General features: G+C 55.1%; 15 protein-coding genes. 4 read left to right on the top strand and 11 right to left on the bottom strand.

Annotated elements, in window-relative coordinates; all coding sequences use genetic code 11:
- Positions 1-39: 39 nt before the first annotated feature.
- The 3 genes from ACOSDM_RS01185 to ACOSDM_RS01175 form a co-directional block, all read right to left on the bottom strand.
- Positions 40-1,410: an aspartate aminotransferase family protein gene (locus tag ACOSDM_RS01185; RefSeq protein ID WP_420722638.1), complete on the bottom strand. Its 1,371-nt coding sequence runs from the start codon at positions 1,408-1,410 to the stop codon at positions 40-42.
- A gap of 5 nt (positions 1,411-1,415) precedes the next feature.
- Positions 1,416-2,909 carry an NAD-dependent succinate-semialdehyde dehydrogenase gene (locus ACOSDM_RS01180; protein WP_420722637.1) on the bottom strand — a complete coding sequence of 498 codons (1,494 nt, stop codon included), beginning with the start codon at positions 2,907-2,909 and terminating at the stop codon, positions 1,416-1,418.
- A gap of 223 nt (positions 2,910-3,132) precedes the next feature.
- Positions 3,133-3,636 (bottom strand): Lrp/AsnC family transcriptional regulator, encoded by a 504-nt coding sequence (locus ACOSDM_RS01175; RefSeq protein ID WP_420722636.1) that lies wholly within the window; start codon positions 3,634-3,636, stop codon positions 3,133-3,135.
- A 105-nt stretch (positions 3,637-3,741) separates the two neighbouring features.
- On the opposite strand from ACOSDM_RS01175, the gene doeA reads away from it, so the two are divergent.
- Positions 3,742-4,926, top strand: coding sequence for an ectoine hydrolase DoeA (gene doeA / locus ACOSDM_RS01170; protein ID WP_420722635.1), 1,185 nt, complete (start codon positions 3,742-3,744; stop codon positions 4,924-4,926).
- A 58-nt stretch (positions 4,927-4,984) separates the two neighbouring features.
- Here the strand turns inward: doeA and ACOSDM_RS01165 are convergent, their stop codons facing one another.
- The 8 genes from ACOSDM_RS01165 to ACOSDM_RS01130 all read right to left on the bottom strand — a co-directional run bounded on the left by ACOSDM_RS01165 (position 4,985) and on the right by ACOSDM_RS01130 (position 13,155).
- The gene (locus ACOSDM_RS01165; protein WP_420722634.1) at positions 4,985-5,881 is read right to left on the bottom strand and encodes a nucleotidyl transferase AbiEii/AbiGii toxin family protein; all 897 of its coding nucleotides are present in this window, start codon (positions 5,879-5,881) and stop codon (positions 4,985-4,987) included.
- Positions 5,871-6,788, bottom strand: coding sequence for a type IV toxin-antitoxin system AbiEi family antitoxin domain-containing protein (locus tag ACOSDM_RS01160; protein ID WP_420722633.1), 918 nt, complete (start codon positions 6,786-6,788; stop codon positions 5,871-5,873). Before ACOSDM_RS01160 ends, ACOSDM_RS01165 begins: the two co-directional genes overlap by 11 nt.
- A gap of 238 nt (positions 6,789-7,026) precedes the next feature.
- Positions 7,027-8,118, bottom strand: coding sequence for a mandelate racemase/muconate lactonizing enzyme family protein (locus tag ACOSDM_RS01155; protein ID WP_420722632.1), 1,092 nt, complete (start codon positions 8,116-8,118; stop codon positions 7,027-7,029).
- Positions 8,119-8,190: 72 nt separating this feature from the next.
- On the bottom strand, positions 8,191-8,607 hold the full coding sequence (locus ACOSDM_RS01150) for a F0F1 ATP synthase subunit epsilon (RefSeq protein ID WP_420722631.1): 417 nt from the start codon (positions 8,605-8,607) through the stop codon (positions 8,191-8,193).
- A gap of 48 nt (positions 8,608-8,655) precedes the next feature.
- The gene (gene atpD / locus ACOSDM_RS01145) at positions 8,656-10,074 is read right to left on the bottom strand and encodes a F0F1 ATP synthase subunit beta (protein ID WP_420722630.1); all 1,419 of its coding nucleotides are present in this window, start codon (positions 10,072-10,074) and stop codon (positions 8,656-8,658) included.
- Between the two features lie 30 nt (positions 10,075-10,104).
- Positions 10,105-10,995, bottom strand: coding sequence for a F0F1 ATP synthase subunit gamma (locus ACOSDM_RS01140; RefSeq protein ID WP_420722629.1), 891 nt, complete (start codon positions 10,993-10,995; stop codon positions 10,105-10,107).
- A 71-nt stretch (positions 10,996-11,066) separates the two neighbouring features.
- A complete protein-coding gene (gene atpA, locus ACOSDM_RS01135; RefSeq protein WP_420722628.1) occupies positions 11,067-12,596 on the bottom strand; it encodes a F0F1 ATP synthase subunit alpha in 1,530 nt (509 codons plus the stop codon).
- Positions 12,597-12,600: 4 nt separating this feature from the next.
- Entirely contained in the window at positions 12,601-13,155 is a 555-nt protein-coding gene (locus tag ACOSDM_RS01130) for a F0F1 ATP synthase subunit delta (protein ID WP_420722627.1), read from the bottom strand.
- Positions 13,156-13,544: 389 nt separating this feature from the next.
- Here ACOSDM_RS01130 and ACOSDM_RS01125 point away from each other — a divergent pair, with 389 nt between their 5' ends.
- The 3 genes from ACOSDM_RS01125 to speB all read left to right on the top strand — a co-directional run bounded on the left by ACOSDM_RS01125 (position 13,545) and on the right by speB (position 17,900).
- On the top strand, positions 13,545-14,738 hold the full coding sequence (locus ACOSDM_RS01125; RefSeq protein ID WP_420722626.1) for an MFS transporter: 1,194 nt from the start codon (positions 13,545-13,547) through the stop codon (positions 14,736-14,738).
- 277 nt (positions 14,739-15,015) lie between these two features.
- Positions 15,016-16,773, top strand: coding sequence for an ABC transporter transmembrane domain-containing protein (locus tag ACOSDM_RS01120; RefSeq protein ID WP_420722625.1), 1,758 nt, complete (start codon positions 15,016-15,018; stop codon positions 16,771-16,773).
- Positions 16,774-16,850: 77 nt separating this feature from the next.
- Positions 16,851-17,900, top strand: a complete 1,050-nt coding sequence (gene speB, locus ACOSDM_RS01115) for an agmatinase (protein WP_420722624.1) — start codon at positions 16,851-16,853, stop codon at positions 17,898-17,900.
- Positions 17,901-18,040: the final 140 nt, after the last annotated feature.

Here is an 18,040-nt window from a genome sequence, read left to right as displayed (position 1 = left end):
TTTTCCCAGACTTAATCTTACAGACTTAATCTAATAGACTTAACCCAGCACAGCTTTCACCGCCTCGACTGTCTTTGCAACAATCGTGTCGGCTTCGTCCTTGGTCACGCATAGCGGGGGGGCAAAGCCCAGAATGTCCCCCTGTGGCATCGCCCGCGTGATCAAGCCGCGCTCCAGCGCCGCAGCCGACAAGGCCGGGCCCATTTTCTTGGCCGGATCAAAGAATACCCGATCTGCCTTGTCATCGACGAATTCAACCGCGCACATCAGGCCTTCACCGCGCACTTCGCCAACATGGGGATGATCCGCCAATGCCTGTTTCATGGTTTTGTTCAGATAGGCCCCAACGGTTCCGGCATTTTCAACAAGGCCCAACTTGTCCACCAGGTCCAGATTGGCAACGCCGGCAGCGGCGCAAATCGGATGCGCAGAATAGGTCCAGCCATGGCCAATCGCGCCCATCTTGTCAGAACCCTGCTCCAGGATCGCCCACAACTTGTCGGAAATAATCGACCCGGACAGCGGCGCATAGGCAGAAGTCAGGCCCTTGGCGATGGTGATGATATCAGGCTTCATGCCGTAATGGGCGGAACCGAACATGCTGCCCAGACGTCCAAAGCCGGTGACGACCTCATCAGCGATCAACATGACATCATACTTGTCCAGGATCGCCTGAATTTTCTGCCAGTAACCAGGGGGTGGCGGCACAAGACCACCGGTACCCATCGCCGGTTCACCGATAAAAGCAGCAACCGTATCCGGGCCTTCCGCCAGGATCATTTCTTCCAGCTTATCAGCACAATGCTGCGCAAATTCTTCCGGCGACTGATCCAGGTTTTCCCGGCGATAGTAATAAGGGGCTTCGGTATGCAGGATCGGCGCACGCGGCAGATCAAACGCATTGTGGAACAGTGCTAGACCGGTCAGTGACCCCGTCATGATCCCCGACCCATGATAGCCCCGCCAGCGAGAGATGATCTTCTTCTTCTCCGGGCGCCCCATGATGTTATTGGCATACCAGACCAGCTTGATATTGGTCTCATTCGCATCAGAACCCGACAGACCGAAATAGGTGTGGTTCATGCCTTCCGGGGCGCGATCCGCAATCATCTTCGACAAACGAATGGCCGGCTTGGACGCATGACCGACATAGGCATGATAATAGGCCAGTTCATGCGCCTGTTCGGAAATCGCATCTGCGATCTCTGTGCGACCATAGCCGACATTCACGCAATACAGGCCCGCAAAGGCATCCAGGCAGCTCTTGCCATCCGCATCAGTGATGTAAACACCCTTGCCGGTTTCGATAATGCGGTGAGGCGTTTCGCCCCGCGCATGGGCACCCATTGCGGTGGACGGGTGAAAAAAGTGATCCCGGTCCCATTCTTCCAACGGCTCGTTTCTTAACATATCAATTACTCCACAAGGGTTAGGTCGCCGTAGTCGCGGCAGACATATTTAACATCAGTAAAGGCTTCCATGCCCTGGCGTGCGCCTTCGCGGCCAAGACCGGACTGTTTCATCCCGCCAAAGGGGATCGGTGCGCCTGTCACCTTCGTTCTGTTCACCGCGACCATGCCGTATTGCAGGCCGCGGCTCATGCGAAATATGCGTCTTGGATCGATCGTATGCATATAAGCGATCAATCCATATTCCGTGTCGTTTGCCCGTTCCAGAATGGCCCCTTCGGTGTCAAAAGGCGCAATCGCCGCGACGGGACCGAAGGTCTCTTCCTGAAAGATCAGGGCATCCGCCGGCACGTCGACCAGGACGGTCGGTTGATAGAATAGCGGCCCCTGCTCATGCCGGGCACCCCCCACCAGACAGCGCGCCCCTTTGGACAGGGCATCTGCAACATGGGCTTCCTGCTTAGCAACCGCGCGCTCATTCATCAATGCCCCGATATCCGGGTCATCCATGCCATACCCGACAGTAAGCGCTGCGGTGCGTTCCGCAAACCGTTCACAAAATTCCTTATAAACACCACGCTGCACATAAAACCGGTTCGCCCCCAGGCAGTCCTGACCCGACGTTGCGAATTTAGCGGCAATGGCGCTGTCCACGGCGCGGTCCAGATCCGCGTCATCAAACACAATGAAAGGCGCATGCCCGCCCAGTTCCAGCACCAGGCGCTTCACCGTCTTGGCGCTGCGGGCATACAGCAATTGACCGATTTCCGTAGACCCGGTGAAGGACAGGGCCCGCACGCGGGTATCGTCGGTCCAGGGGGTGACAACGGTCTCAGGCTCCCCCGTCACAACATTAAAGACGCCCGGTGGAATGCCCGCACGACGGGCGGTCTCTGCCAGGGCCAATGCTGAAAACGGGGTTTCCTTGGACGGATGAACAACAACGGTGCAGCCCGCCGCCAGGGCGGCTGTCGCCTTACGGGTGATCATGGCGCAGGGGAAATTCCAGGGTGTGATCAGGGCCGCGACGCCAACGGGTTCGCGCCACAATTCAACCTCTGCATCCGGCAGGTGAGACGTCACCCCCTCAATATTCGGGCGCTTGGTTTCTTCGGCATAGAATTCCATGAAGGACGCCGCATAGGCGATTTCGCCCCGCGCCTCTGAAATCGGCTTACCCTGTTCCATTACCATCAGGGTCGCCAGATCTTCCCGGGCCTCATTGACCAGATCAAACCAGCGGCGCAACAGGGCGGCACGATCCTGGGGCAGCATCACAGACCAGGCAGGGAACGCCCTTTGTGCCGCATCGACAGCCTTGCGGCTTTCAGCGGCGCTCATCGCAGACACATGACCGATCACTGCGCCATTGCCAGGATCGGTGACGGCGATCGTCTCCCCCGACGCGGCATTGACCCACTGGCCATCAATGAAGCTGGCAGTTTGGAACAGGGACGCATTGAACAAACGATCCCGCGGAGAAGACGACTCCTGCGACATGGCACCTCACTGATTCTAAAGAGCAACGGCCGAGCAGATAGTGACATCTGCGACGACGCGTTTGCAGAAAAACAACACGCTAGAACACCATGTGCGAATGGATACGCCCGCATGATACTCTAGAAAGCGGATGGGTAGACTATTCAGATGCCTGGATTATAGACCAGGATGAGGCGAAGAACCGATGTAAGCCACAATGATTAGGCGGTGTTTCGCCGATATTTCAGGCTGGGGACCGACGATTCTTCGGTTCACTCATGTCCAAAAGGTCAAGGGGAACGGCCGTTCGCTTGATGGATTTGGTGACGACATAGCTGTAGTAACGTTTCACCCCGATACCAGTAGATAGCATTCCATCAACCAGGGCTTGATAGGCGGCGATATCCTGGGTAACCACCCGCAGCATATAGTCTATTCCGCCCCCAACGGCCCAGCATTCAACCACTTCCGGGATCGCCTCTATTGCCTTCTCGAATGCCTGAAAGTCGCTGGAACGATGACTTTCCAGTTCCAAAGACATCAAGACTTCCGCTGCGCCAGTCAACAGTTTTGGATTAATCCTGGCCTCATAGCCGATGATGATTCCCGCTCGTTCCAGGCGCTGCAAGCGCTCCCAACAGGCGGCAGGCGACAGGTTCACACGCTCCGCCAGGGCCGCCTTTGTCAAACGTCCTTCGGTTTGCAGGATTGTCAGTATTTTTAAATCACGATCATCCAGACTGGTCATGCCGCTTTCCCTTTTTTGCCGATTGTGGCGTCGGCACGGGCACTTGTCACGCGTCACAAGTCAATGCACAGTTCCGTCCTCACCCCTTTGGTAAAGGAGCACTATATGCCGGGAACCGATCTACCCTTCTCTGCCGCTGAATATGCCACGCGCTTGGCCAAGACCCGCAAGGCCATGGAGGCGAAAGGCGTTGATCTTCTGTGGGTAACAGACCCATCAAACATGTCCTGGTTGACCGGATATGACGGCTGGTCGTTCTATGTTCACCAGGGGGTTCTGGTACCGCCGGACGGGCTGCCAATCTGGTGGGGGCGCAATCAGGATGCCAACGGTGCCTACCGAACGGTTTACATGAGCGACGATTACGTCCTGTCCTATCCCGACATTTATGTGCAATCGACAGAACGCCACCCGATGGATCAACTGTCGGGCATTATCGAAGAGCGGGGTTGGGGGTCGTTGCGCATCGGCATTGAGATGGACAATTACTATTTCTCCGCCAAGGCGTTTCAGTCCCTGCAACAACACCTGCCCAATGCAAAATTTGTCGACACGACAGGATTGGTGAATTGGCAGCGCGGCATCAAATCGGAAACTGAAATCGAGTATATGCGCAAGGCCGCGAAGATCGTGGATCGCATGCATGGCGTGATCGCGGCAAAGATGGAACCCGGCATCCGCAAGTGCGATATTGTGGCCGATATTTTTCATACCGGCATTGAAGGGACGCCAGAATATGGCGGCGACTATCCCGCCATCGTGCCCCTATTGCCGACCGGCCCGAATGCCGCAGCCCCCCATCTGACCTGGGATGATGCGCCAATGGAAACAGGCGCTGGCACTTTTTTTGAGATTGCAGGCTGCTATAAACGCTATCACACCCCGCTCAGTCGCACGGTTTTTCTGGGTAAGCCGCCACAGCATATCATTGATGCGGAAAAGTCCCTGCTGGACGGATTGCAGGCGGGTATTGAGGCGGCGGTGGCAGGCAACCGTGCCTGTGATATCGCCCATGCTCTGGCGGAAGAATTGCGCAAGGGCAAGATCGAACGCTCAGCCCGCTGCGGCTATGCGATCGGCATCAGCTATCCCCCCGATTGGGGCGAACGCACCATCAGCTTCCGCGAAACCGACCAGACCGAATTAAAACCCGGCATGACGTTCCATTTCATGCCCGGCCTGTGGATGGAAAGCTGGGGCCTGGAAATCACCGAAAGCATCCTGATCAAAGAAAGCGGCCCGGCAGAATGCCTGACCTCCTATCCCCGCGAAATGATCGTGAAGGAATAGTGAGGGTATAGCCGTGGCACTGCGGGCACCTGCACTCCATTCCAGGGGTTGCGAATAGCTAGTCGGGCCACGGTAGGCTTTCATAAAAGGTGACAACAACTGCGAAGCACATGTCGAACATTGGCAAATCACCAATTTCAAGCCGCATCGTGTTCCAATCTCGCTCCGCTCTGCGACGTACTTCTGGCTGCGTCAATGAGCTTCTTGTCGGCTCGATATCCCGGGCATGACATTTCTTAAGTAGAGTTTCGTAAACTTGCTTTCTTTCAGGGTCATTAAAGGTCGATTGATTGATTAAAATGCTGAGGTCATAGAAATCCTGCCGCCGGTATCGATTGCGGCTCTCTTGTTGCAACAAAGCGCGGATTTTCTCAGCGATAAGATCGGAAAGCGAATAGGCCCGAAACAAATACTCATCCGGCGCCATCTTTATGATTCGGACGGCGCAAATTGGTTCTCGAAAGCTGATATCGACCTCCAGCTTATCCGGAGAACGGCCCAGATGGAAGAGCCTCTCCTGATTTGAACCCCGTTTCGCATAGCCAATCCCTAGTTTGATGGCTGGACCGTCATTCTTTGGAAATGCCTCTCCCCTGGGAAAATATTTGTGCGATTGCACGCGACACATTAGGTCAGGATATCCTATTTCGGCCGATACATGCGGAAATGCGTCATTTAATGCCTGGGTGAATTCTTCCGCCACGCCTTGCTTAGGCTCCAGTATCGTTGTCAGATCAATATCACCCGTCTGGCGATGGCTTTCGTAAACCACCCCCATAAGAATCCCACCTTTTAGAAATGTACTGGTACGATACGGTTCGATTGTCGCCAGCGTCGCAAGAAACAACTCTGTCGCTTGACGCTCTAAATAGGCGACTGGATCCGTCTTTGCACGTTCGACCCAATCACCGACATTCACGACTATGCTTTCTTCGTAATCCGGTTCAGTCGACATTGATCGATATCATCCATTTTGCAGAATATCGATCAACATAAGCACGACTAGGATCAAGAACCCGACTGCCGCCTCGCTGCGCAAATTTTTGCCATGCGGCGACTCTCGAATCGGAAACTCCGAGCCTTTCCTCTAATATATAGCCGGCACGCACTTTATGGATGGATTTTGGCGCACCCGTAACGCTGTCGATGATCTCATCGAGATAGGTCTTCGCATGTCCCTCCCATACGGAAAGAATGTGATGTGTGCCTCCGCAGCGATCCGGCTGGTCTAACATGTCCAGAAAGGTCTGACCGATTGTGCCAATTCTAGACGGCGTACCTTTTATCTTCCGCCAATCACCATAAGTCACAGTAGCAAAAGGCGCCACCTTACGTCCTCTTACGACACTAGGATGCCGTACTATCTGCGCAGGTTCCTTGTACAAATTTGAAATCTCAAGCGCATCGCCATAGTCCAGTCTCATTTTCTCTTTAAGACTTTGGCGAACCATTTTTGTTGCAGGCACGGTGACGGTCAGCGTCTCCGGGCGACGGTTGGTCAAGCCATAGCGTTGCATTGCCGAGTAATGTGAAATGTAACAGTACGGATCAATAAAACACACAATTTCGTCGGCGGAGGCTTCCGGAACAGCAAGGATACGCCAACATCCCGCATAGTCTTGATCTTTGCGAATCACACCTTCACTTTGAAGAATTGCACGTACTCTATTGAACGACGCCTTACTTGGCCAATTGCTCCTTAAGTACTTAACGTTCCCTGCCTGATAGAATTCCAACAAGAGATGAAAGAAATTATAGTTAGATATTAAAGAGTAACCCGACTTATTCAAACGATGCATCAAAGCCTCGCTGAGTTGGGTCATGTCTTTTCGACGTTGAAACGGTACAAGAGATTTATTCATATCTATTGCTCACTATATCGTAGCAAGAACCTTATGTCCTGAGGACATAAGGTTCTTGCTACGAAGTAATTATATCAACATTTTCCAAACCGTCAATAGACTCGACATAACATATGTTAACTGCTATCAATTATCATATGTCCTTAGGACATATGATAATTGATAGCATGTAAACCTTAATAATGCATACACTTACCATTCTAGGTTAATGGCTTCCGTCTGCCTCAAACGACACTGATTAAAAAACCGGCGCGCCCAGTGCCGCCATATCCACCGTGACGCCCAGTCCCGGCCCAGGCGGTCCAAACAACATTCCATCCACAGTCGCTGGCATCCCCGTTGCGTTCTGTACTGTGACCCAGTTCATGAAATCAACAGTATGGGCGCGATGCGTTTTGGGGGTGGACAACATCATATGGGCGGTGGCGGCGGTGTTGATCGTGCTGCCGCCCGTATCTTCGATTGTGACTTTCAGGCCCAGAGAGACGGCGACATCGCGCATCAATCGGGTGGGACCTATGCCCCCGATCCGGGCAATCTTAAGGGTCGCGCCGGAAATCACACCATCCTGATGGGCACGCAACAGGTCGTCCAGCGTCACCAGTCCTTCATCCAGCACCATGGGCTTGCCGCAGCGCCGCGCAATCGTGTGATTATCCGCATAGGACATACAAGGCTGTTCCAACCAATAATCAATATCGCGCGTGTGATCGACAAACCGCAGCCCGTCTTCCAGTAACCAGCCACCATTGGCATCAGCATATAACGGCACATCGTCCGGTACAGCGGCACGCACGGCCTTCAGTCGTTCGACATCCTCTAAAGGATCAGCGCCAACCTTTACCTGCAGGCGTCGATATCCACGCGTCACATAATCCTTGGCCTTGCGGGCCATAGCATCTGGATCCGCCTGACCGATTGAGCGATAAAGGGGCACAGACTCACCATCGGCGCCGCCCAGCAAGTCACTCAGCGGGTACTTCATGACCCGCGCCGCCAGATCCCAGGCCGCCATATCAATGGCAGACTTTACGGCGGGCTGTCCCAACATGGCATGGTTCAGGGCATCCGCCAGCCTGCCGGGGGCTGTCGCGGAAAGACCGATAGTGACCGGCAACAACCGCTGAATCCCTGCCCGCATTGCTTCTGGAAAGGCCTCTGCATAAAAGGCTCCAAGCGGCGCGGCCTCCCCCCAGCCAATCGTCCCATCCTCTGCTTCCAGGGCGACGATGCAGCTATCAAATCCATCCTCGGTCTGGCCCCGACAAATATAGGGGCCATCCGCAAAGGGCTGATTCTGGCGATAGAGACGAGCGGTTTTGATTTTCATCTGCCGACACTACGCTGAAACGAAAACAGCCCGCAAGACTGCGGGCTGTTTCCAGATGATTGTGCCACCAAATTACTTGTAAGCGGGGCTTTGCGCAGCCTGGAGTTTCGCTTCGGCGGTTGCCAATGCCAGACGCGCCTTGGCCTGTGCATCCTCATCCTTAGCAGCCCCGACATCGTCGGTGCAATCTTTAACCATCTGCTGAGCGGCGGAAACATCAATATCTTCCACCGGTGTCGCGGTATCTGCAAGAACCGTGCAGCGTTCCGGTGTTACCTCCAGAAAGCCACCAGCGACGAACAAGCGCTTTTCAACAGTGTTGCCATTGAAAATGCAGATCGTGCCTGGACGAATTGTGGTGATAACCGGTGCATGTCCGGGGAGGATACCCATATCCCCCTCAGCGGCAGGCAGCACCACCATATCGACCTCACCAGAGAAAAGCAGCTTCTCTGGGGAGACGAGTTCGAAGGTCACCTTGTCCGACATATCTTCACTTCCTCTGCGGTAAAAAGAGCGTCTGAGTTAAAGCAGCGATTAGGCTGCAGCAGCCGCCATTTTCTTCGCTTTCTCAACAGCCTCTTCGATCGTGCCAACCATGTAGAAGGCCGATTCCGGCAGATCGTCATATTCACCGTTCACAATCGCCTCGAACCCTTTGATCGTGTCGGCCAGTTCAACGAATTTACCAGGGGAGCCGGTGAAGACTTCCGCAACGTGGAACGGCTGGGACAGGAAGCGCTGGATTTTACGGGCGCGCGCGACGGTCAGTTTGTCTTCTTCCGACAATTCGTCCATGCCCAAGATCGCGATGATTTCCTGCAGACCCTTATACTGCTGCAGGGTTTCCTGTACGCGACGAGCAACACGGTAATGCTGTTCGCCAACGGTCGCGGCATCCAGAATGCGCGAGGTAGAGTCCAACGGATCCACGGCCGGATAAATCCCAAGCTCTGCAATGGAACGAGACAACACGGTGGTCGCATCCAAGTGAGCGAAGGTCGTAGCAGGCGCCGGATCGGTCAAGTCATCAGCAGGCACATAGACAGCCTGGACCGAGGTGATCGATCCCTTATGGGTAGAGGTGATGCGTTCCTGCATCGCGCCCATGTCGGTCCCCAGAGTAGGCTGATAGCCCACAGCGGACGGAATACGCCCCAACAGCGCGGACACTTCCGAGCCAGCCTGCGTAAAGCGGAAGATGTTATCCACGAAGAACAGCACGTCCTGGCCTTCTTCATCACGGAAATATTCCGCCTGAGTCAGACCAGTCAACGCCACACGGGCACGGGCCCCAGGAGGTTCGTTCATCTGACCATAGACCAGCGCCACTTTCGAGTCGCCTTCCAGGTCGATAACGCCTGATTCCATCATTTCGTGGTACAGGTCATTCCCTTCACGGGTCCGTTCCCCGACGCCGGCGAAAACAGAATAACCACCGTGGCCTTTAGCGATGTTGTTGATCAATTCCATGATCAACACGGTCTTGCCCACGCCGGCACCGCCGAACAGACCGATCTTACCACCCTTTGGATAGGGGGTCAGCAGGTCCACAACCTTAATCCCGGTGACCAGCTGTTCCGTTTCGGTTGCCTGATCGACATAGGCCGGGGCTTCGCGGTGGATCGGGTAAGTCATCTTATTGCCGATCGGGCCACGCTCATCTACCGGCTCGCCAATCACATTCATGATACGACCCAGCGTTTCGGGACCAACCGGCACCTGAATGGAATCGCCGGTATCCAGCACTTCCTGACCACGAACCAGACCTTCAGTCGTGTCCATGGCGATGGTGCGCACCGTTTTTTCACCCAGATGCTGCGCGACTTCCAGCACCAGCGTACGATCGCCAATTTTGGTCGTTACCGCGTTCAAAATCGCGGGCAGGTCACCGTCAAAGGCAACGTCGACGACGGCACCCAGAACCTGCGTGATCTTACCGGTAGTCTTGCTCATGTCGTGCTCCTGTCTCGGACTTCTAGTCTGTTAGAGCGCCTCAGCGCCCGAGATGATTTCGATCAGTTCTTTAGTAATCATAGCCTGGCGTGCGCGGTTATAGGTAATGCTGAGCGAGTTAATCATATCGCCTGCATTCCGAGTCGCATTGTCCATAGCGGTCATCCGCGCCCCTTGTTCGGAGGCAAAGCTTTCCAGCAAGCTACGGTAAACCTGAACCGCAAGGTTCTTAGGCAACAAGGCTTCCAGGATAGCTTCTTCATCCGGCTCAAACTCATATTGAGAGTCACCGATGCCCGCATCCTGTTCATCATCATCTTTCTTACCGACCGATGTGAACGGGATCAGCTGCAACGGTGTGACTTCCTGAGTCAGCGCGGAAATGAACTTATTGTAATACAGGGTGCAAACATCGAATTCACCGGCCTCGAACATCTCAACGACCTTCGCGACGATTTCGTCTGCTTGCTCGAATGCCGGGTAGGGTTTCACCAGTTCTTCGAACGTGGCAACCAGCTTGTCCCGATGATCGCGACGCAACAGGGATACCCCCTTGCGACCAACCGCAATCACCTTCACCGTTTTGCCCTGGTCCGTCAGTTCAACGATCCGGCGCTTTACCGCACGAACGATTGAGCCGTTGAAACCACCGCACAAACCGCGGTCGGAGGTGATGACGACCAGCAAATGGGTCTTGTCATCCCCGGTTCCGGCCAACAGTTTTGGTGCACCCTCTTTGGACACGCCATCAGCCAGCGATCCCAGCATCCGCTCCATACGCTCTGCAAAGGGGCGTGCGGCTTCAGCCGATTCCTGACCACGTTTCAGTTTCGCCGCAGCCACCATCTTCATCGCTGAAGTGATGCGGCGGGTCGACTGAACGCTAGAAATGCGTGTCTTTAAGTCCTTAAGAGACGGCATGTCTTATCCCGATACCTGCAGTGTCGTTTCCAGGTCAGGCCGAGGCCTGCCCTGAGCGAGCGCCTTAATCCTTACGCGTATGTTTTCACAAAAGCGTCCAACAGGGCGACGATAGCCTTTTCCGTGTCTTCATCCAGAACACCGGTCGAGTCGATCTTGTCCAGGAGCTTCTTGTGTTCCGCCCGTGCATGATCCAACAGCTTGGATTCAAAGCGATTCACATCCCCAACCGGGATTTTGTCCAGATAGCCCTTGGTACCGGCATAGATGGACAGAACCTGCTCAGACACTTTCAGCGGTGAATACTGAGGCTGTTTCAGCAATTCTGTCAGACGGGCACCACGGGCCAGCAACTGGCGGGTCGAGGCATCCAAATCCGACGCGAACTGAGCAAAAGCTTCCATCTCACGATACTGGGCCAATTCCAGTTTGATCGAGCCGGAAACCTTCTTCATCGCCTTAGTCTGGGCGGCGGAACCAACGCGGCTAACCGACAGACCGACGTTAATAGCCGGGCGAACCCCTTTATAGAACAGGCTGGTTTCCAGGAAGATCTGACCGTCCGTGATCGAAATCACGTTGGTTGGAATATAGGCCGACACGTCATTTGCCTGGGTTTCAATAACCGGCAGAGCGGTCAAAGAACCAGCGCCATGCGCATCGCCCATCTTTGCGGCGCGTTCCAGCAAACGGGAGTGAATATAGAACACATCCCCCGGATAGGCTTCACGGCCTGGCGGGCGGCGCAGCAACAGCGACATCTGACGATAGGCAGTCGCCTGCTTGGACAGATCGTCATAGAAAATGACCGCATGCATGCCGTTGTCACGGAAATATTCACCCATTGCGCAACCGGTATACGGTGCCAGGAACTGCAAAGGCGCAGGATCCGACGCCGTTGCGGCCACAACGATGGTGTATTCCATGGCGCCCAGATCCGTCAGGGTCTTAACGACCTGCGCAACCGTGGAGCGTTTTTGACCGATAGCAACATAGATACAGAAGAGTTTCTTCGTATCATCATCGCCCGCATTGGTCGGCTTCTGATTCAGAATGGTATCGACGATCACCGCCGTCTTACCGGTCTGGCGGTCCCCAATGACCAATTCGCGCTGACCACGGCCAATCGGCACCAGGGCGTCCAGCGCCTTCAGTCCGGTTTGAACCGGCTCGTGCACGGATTTACGCGGGATAATGCCAGGGGCTTTCAATTCAGCCAGGGCGCGCTCTGTCGAGTCGATCGGCCCCTTGCCATCAATTGGATTACCCAGACCATCGACAACACGGCCCAACAGCCCCTTGCCGACAGGCACGTCCACGATGGACCCTGTGCGCTTAACCGTGTCGCCTTCTTTAATGGCGCGGTCACTGCCGAAAATCACGACACCGACATTGTCGGTTTCAAGGTTCAGGGCCATGCCCTTCACGCCACCAGGAAATTCAACCATTTCCCCGGATTGGACATTGTCCAAGCCGTACACGCGCGCAACGCCGTCACCGACGGAAATCACTTGCCCGACTTCAGCAACATCGGCTTCGGCACCGAAATTCTTGATCTGGTCTTTGAGGATTGCAGAAATTTCTGCGGCCCGGAGTTCCATCTCTTTAAGCTCCCTTCATCGCAAGCTTCAAGCGCTGCAGTTGTGACGCGACCGACGTGTCGATCATCCGACTGCCGACTTTGACAATAAGACCGCCGATCAACGACGGGTCCACTTTTTGCGAGACGGCGATTTTGCCGCCCACAGCTTTCTTCAACGCCTCTTCCACGGCCGCCACCTGCTCTTTGCTGAGCGGCTTTGCAGAGGAGACTTCAGCGCTAACCTCACCGCGGCGCTTGGCCAATTCGGTCAGATAAGCCTGTGCAATTGGTTTGATCGCAGCCAGACGCCGGCTTGCCGCAGCATAGGCCACGAACCGGGTGGTCAGATCACTCAGCTTGGCCTTTTCGGCAACAGCCCCCATTGCCGCACCTTGATCAGCGCGGGAAATAACGGGGCTGCGCACCATGCGCCGCAAGTCGTCTGAACTGTCTATAAGAGAACTGAGCGTGCGAAGGTCATCCGCAACGACATCCAGTTGTTTGTTTTCATCGGCCAGATCGAACAGCGCTTTCGCGTAACGATCGGCGATTTCATTCACGCCACCTTTGGCTGCCACGGCTGGGAAACCCCCTAAAAAAAATTCGTTGCAGTCACGTCCAACGATTTCAGTCTTCCCTGTCATCCCCCACCGCATACATGCAACAGAGACAGTTCAGACTGAAATCCGACGGGAAACACCGAAACCAGCAGCAAATAGCCTTTTTGGTAACAGTACGCCCCAAGTCCGAGCGGGATTTAGCATAAGGGTCCGACCCGTGCAACAAGACTCAGGCATGGTTTTTCCGCTAAAATTGCTGCAACGCATAAAATCCGCAGAAACACAGGTAAAGTGGGGGTTCCAAAGGGCAAAAAAACAGGGGGCTTTCACCATCATCCATAAAGGATCACACTGAAATTCGAAATTGGGGTGGTTTCCAGGTTGATTTGAAGTTTGCGGGGGATACGGTGGCGATTGGTTCCGATGCTGTATGGCTGCGGCGCATTAAAGCGCCCGGTGCAGAAACTCTGGCTTTTTTATATGGACTTGAAGCTGTTGCACGAGGAACAGCATCGGCGGTTCTGCCCATCGATACAGTTCGGCTGTTGGGTTCGGATGAAGCGGTCAGCTTTTGCGTTCTGGCGGCCTCCGCCGTGGCGATTCCCTCAGCGCTGGCCGCCCCTGCCCTGGCCAGTCGGTTCGGCCGACCGGCCCTGCTGAGTGTTTTTTGCAGTGTTGGCGCCCTTTCGGCGATTCTGTTTTCACTGAATATCGCAGATGTCCAGGTTCTGGGCTTTATCCTGCGCGCCCTGGGTGTCGGGCTGGTCAGCATCTGCTTAAATTTGTTTGTCATGGATTATGTAAGGCGCGGCGATCTGGGCCGATCCGAGCCGATTCGAATGCTGGCGCTTGGGGTCGGATGGATCATCGGGCCCATGATTGGCGTCTTGCTGGCACGCTATGTCTCTCATGCGGCCCCCTACTACTTTTCTGCGGCATCGATGCTGACCCTGATGGCGGTATTCTGGCTGCTGCGATTCAAATCTGCGCCTGGTGTCCGACCAACGAAGAATCGTGCTTTTCGCAATGTCCTGGGCCATCTGGGTGAATTCATGCGGCAAAAGCGATTGTTGCATGCCTGGATCAACGCCACCGGCCGGGCCTTTTTCTGGATGTGCTTTTTTCTGTACACACCAATCTATGCGGTAAAGACGGGAATGGGCGAAGTTGTCGCCGGTGCCCTGTTATCCCTGGGTACATTTGGTATGTTGGCCATGCCATTCTGGGGCAGAATAGCCCGACACATTGGTATCCGGCGCATGGCGATGGCCTGCTTTACAATTGGTGCAGCCGGGTGTGCCGTGGCCTGCGCCTTTGTCAGCATGCCGATCATCGGCGCGGCGGGGCTGTTATGCGCTGCCCTGGCAATGTCGGCGAATGACAGCTATGGAAATTCTCTTTTCTTTCGGGCATGCCGCCCCAGTCGACGGACGGAAATGACCCCGGCCTTTACCACCTATCGCGATATTGCAGAACTGATCCATGCCGCAATTTTCTCAGTATTGTTAATTTTTTTCGATATTCAGGTCGTTTATCTGGTTCTGACCATTATCTTAATCGGACTGGCTATATTGTCGCGGCGCATCCATCCCAGGCTTTAGTGTATCTTGTTTGAGCTCATGCGAGCGCATGATGCGTATCTTGTTCGAGCTCATGCGAGCGCATGATGCGTATCTTGTTTGAGCTCATGCGAGCGCATGATGCGTATCTTGTTTGAGCTCATGCGAGCGCATGATGCTCCAGAAGCTTTGATTTTATGGTCGAAGGGGCGTTAGGTGTCGCCAATTAAGGTCGAATAAGAAGATAGGTTGAATCGTGGCAAGAGCAGCAGGTGGCCGGTTTTCCCCGCAAGGACCAGAGCGTCCCAAGGGACGTGATATGAAAGTCCTGCGGCGCACCCTTGGATTTCTAAAACCCTACAAAAAACAGGTGTTTTACGCCCTGACCGCCTTGGCAATTACGGCCGGATCGGTTCTGGCATTAGGTCAAGGCGTGCGTGTGCTGATTGATGGCGGTTTTTCCAGTGGCGACCCAGATGCGTTGAACAAATCGCTTTTGGCGCTTTTGGGCCTGTCCATTGTCATGGCGGTTGGCGGTTACTTTCGGTTCTATATGGTCACCTGGCTGGGTGAACGGGTTGTGGCGGACCTGCGCAATGCCGTATTCGACCGCGTATTGCGTCTTGACCCTGCCTTTTTTGAGATCACCAAAACGGGGGAGATCCTGTCCCGGCTGACGACAGACACCGCCTTGCTGCAATCCATCATTGGATCCAGTGCCTCTATGGCCTTGCGCAATGCGCTGATGCTGGTTGGGGGTATTGGCATGATGGTGATCACCAATGCCAAGCTGACCGCGCTGGTCCTGCTGGTCGTGCCAATCGTCGTGATCCCGATCATGACCATAGGGCGGCGTGTGCGTGTCCTGTCGCGGCACAGTCAGGATCGAATTGCCGATGTCGGTTCCTTTGCCGAAGAAAATCTGAACGCCATCCGAACGGTTCAGGCCTTCACCCATGAAGGTGTTGACCGTCGCCGCTTTGGCGATGAAGTCCGGAATGCTTTTGATACGGCGATCCAGCGCACACAGCTGCGCGGTGTTCTGACGGCTGTTGTGATATTGCTGGTTTTTGCCTCCATCGGCGTCATTCTGTGGGTCGGGGGCAATGATGTGATGCAGGGCGCGATCACAGGCGGCGAATTGGCAGCCTTTGTCTTTTACGCCACGGTCGTCGCCTTTTCCGTTGGTATTATTTCAGAAGTCTATGGCGAATTACAGCGCGCAGCGGGCGCAACGGAACGGTTGGTTGAATTGCTGGAAGCGGAACCGCAGATCAAGCCCCCCGCCAGCCCCATCGCCCTGCCCGAACCACCGCAAGGGCGGGTCGTATTCGATAATGTGACTTTCAAATACCCGTCTCGTCCAAAATCCGCGGCGCTGAAGAATTTCTCCCTGACCATCGAACCGGGCCAAAGCGTTGCCCTTGTTGGTCCATCGGGGGCCGGCAAAAGCACCGTCTTCCAACTGCTGCTTCGATTCTATGACCCGCAGGATGGCCATATCCTGCTGGACGGTGTGGATTTGTCCCAGACTGACCCTCAGGCGCTGCGTCAGCGCATGGCGCTGGTACCACAGGACCCTGTGATCTTTGGCACATCGGGCAGGGAAAACATTCGCTATGGCCGCCCAGAAGCCGGGGATGATGACGTGATGCAGGCCGCCCGAGATGCCGCCGCCCATGACTTTATCACCGCCCTGCCCGAAGGGTATGACACATTTCTGGGGGAAAAGGGATTGCGACTGTCCGGCGGCCAGAAGCAACGCGTCTCCATCGCCCGTGCGGTATTGCGCAATCCGTCGGTCTTATTGCTGGACGAGGCAACCAGTGCCCTGGATTCTGAGAATGAGCGCCAGGTCCAGACCGGATTGGAGCGTTTGATGCAGGGCCGCACGACACTGATCATCGCCCATCGACTGGCGACCGTTATCAATGCGGACCGGATCGCGGTTATTGAAGAGGGGCGCATCGTTGCAACAGGCACCCATGACGAGCTGATGACCACCAGCCCCCTGTATAAGCATCTGGCGGAACTGCAGTTTGCCAAACCAATCCTGGCGGGCAAGGAAGATGCTTGATTTCTGAAGTCCCGACAGGCTGAATTGCGACCACGCCGATTTACCCATTGCATGAACCGCCGGAAGAGGCCGCCATTATGAACATGTCCAATCTTGATCGTCTTCGCCAGAAATACCGGTCCGACTCCGCAGAAGCCTTTCATGATCCGGATTTCAAGAAAGTGGCCGCTACGATCTTTGATGATGCGGGCACGCGCCAGGCACCATTTGCCGGAGTCTCCACTTTTCTGGATGCGCCCTGGCATGAAGTTAATCCGAAATCACCGGATTTTGGGGATCTGCAGGTCGCCATGGTCGGCGTGCCGATGGATCTGGGTGTCACCAACCGCCCAGGCGCGCGATTCGGTCCCCGCGCCGTGCGCACGATTGAGCGGATCGGCCCCTATAACCACGTCCTGAAATGTGCGCCCGTATCGGAATTGCGGGTTGCGGATATCGGCGACGTGCCGTTCCGAAGCCGCTTCAGCCTGAATTCCTGTCACGAGGATATCGAAGACTATCTGGCAAAAATTGTTGCCGCTGGGATTATTCCCCTGTCTATCGGCGGCGACCATTCCGTAACACTGCCGATCATGAAAGCCATCGGCAAGGATGCCCCAATCGGGATGATCCATTTCGATGCCCATTGCGATACCGGCGGTGAATTCGACAATTCTAAATTCCATCACGGTGGCCCGTTTAGGGAGGCTGTGCTGGAAGGGGTGCTGGATCCGGAACGCTGCATTCAGATCGGAATCCGGGGACCGGCTGAGTATCTGTGGGAGTTTTCGGTCGATTCCGGGATGACCGTGATCCATGCCGAAGATGTCGCCGAGATGGGCCCCGCCGCCGTGATCAAGAAAGCACGGGACGTAGTCGGGGATGGCCCGATCTATGTCACCTTTGACGTCGATTGTCTGGACCCGGCCTTCGCACCCGGGACTGGCACGCCGGAAATCGGGGGCCTGACCAGCCGGGAAGCGATGACCATGCTGCGCGGGCTGGCCGGATTGAATATCATCGGTGGCGATGTGGTCGAGGTCGCCCCGCAATATGACAGCACCACCAATACTGCCCAGGTCGGTGCCCAAATTCTGTTCGAGATCTTATGCCTGATGCGCTTTAGCCCTGCCCTTTCAGGCAAATAGGATCAGCACAGGCAAGCTGACCCCTAACATCTCGCCCCCTTTTTAGATTGCGGCCACCAGAGCGTGTTCGTGATCTATTCCCGGCTGTATTTTCTGTACTATCCAAAACATATCAAAAAATTATAATGCAACCGTCATGA

The organism is Hwanghaeella sp. LZ110, assembly GCF_048892525.1.
GTDB lineage: Bacteria > Pseudomonadota > Alphaproteobacteria > UBA8366 > Aestuariispiraceae > Pacificispira.
The sequence above is the reverse complement of the archived record's forward strand: the minus strand, read 5'-3'. Positions and strand labels throughout refer to the sequence as shown.

Excerpts from the sequence above, each read along its gene's own strand:
- speB (WP_420722624.1), top strand. The coding sequence starts at position 16,851 with ATGAACATGTCCAATCTTGATCGTCTTCGCCAGAAATACCGGTCCGAC.
- ACOSDM_RS01180 (WP_420722637.1), bottom strand. The coding sequence starts at position 2,909 with ATGTCGCAGGAGTCGTCTTCTCCGCGGGATCGTTTGTTCAATGCGTCC.
- doeA (WP_420722635.1), top strand. The coding sequence starts at position 3,742 with ATGCCGGGAACCGATCTACCCTTCTCTGCCGCTGAATATGCCACGCGC.
- ACOSDM_RS01155 (WP_420722632.1), bottom strand. The coding sequence starts at position 8,118 with ATGAAAATCAAAACCGCTCGTCTCTATCGCCAGAATCAGCCCTTTGCG.
- ACOSDM_RS01160 (WP_420722633.1), bottom strand. The coding sequence starts at position 6,788 with ATGAATAAATCTCTTGTACCGTTTCAACGTCGAAAAGACATGACCCAA.
- atpD (WP_420722630.1), bottom strand. The coding sequence starts at position 10,074 with ATGAGCAAGACTACCGGTAAGATCACGCAGGTTCTGGGTGCCGTCGTC.
- ACOSDM_RS01165 (WP_420722634.1), bottom strand. The coding sequence starts at position 5,881 with ATGTCGACTGAACCGGATTACGAAGAAAGCATAGTCGTGAATGTCGGT.
- atpA (WP_420722628.1), bottom strand. The coding sequence starts at position 12,596 with ATGGAACTCCGGGCCGCAGAAATTTCTGCAATCCTCAAAGACCAGATC.
- ACOSDM_RS01140 (WP_420722629.1), bottom strand. The coding sequence starts at position 10,995 with ATGCCGTCTCTTAAGGACTTAAAGACACGCATTTCTAGCGTTCAGTCG.
- ACOSDM_RS01175 (WP_420722636.1), bottom strand. The coding sequence starts at position 3,636 with ATGACCAGTCTGGATGATCGTGATTTAAAAATACTGACAATCCTGCAA.
- ACOSDM_RS01185 (WP_420722638.1), bottom strand. The coding sequence starts at position 1,410 with ATGTTAAGAAACGAGCCGTTGGAAGAATGGGACCGGGATCACTTTTTT.
- ACOSDM_RS01150 (WP_420722631.1), bottom strand. The coding sequence starts at position 8,607 with ATGTCGGACAAGGTGACCTTCGAACTCGTCTCCCCAGAGAAGCTGCTT.
- ACOSDM_RS01120 (WP_420722625.1), top strand. The coding sequence starts at position 15,016 with ATGAAAGTCCTGCGGCGCACCCTTGGATTTCTAAAACCCTACAAAAAA.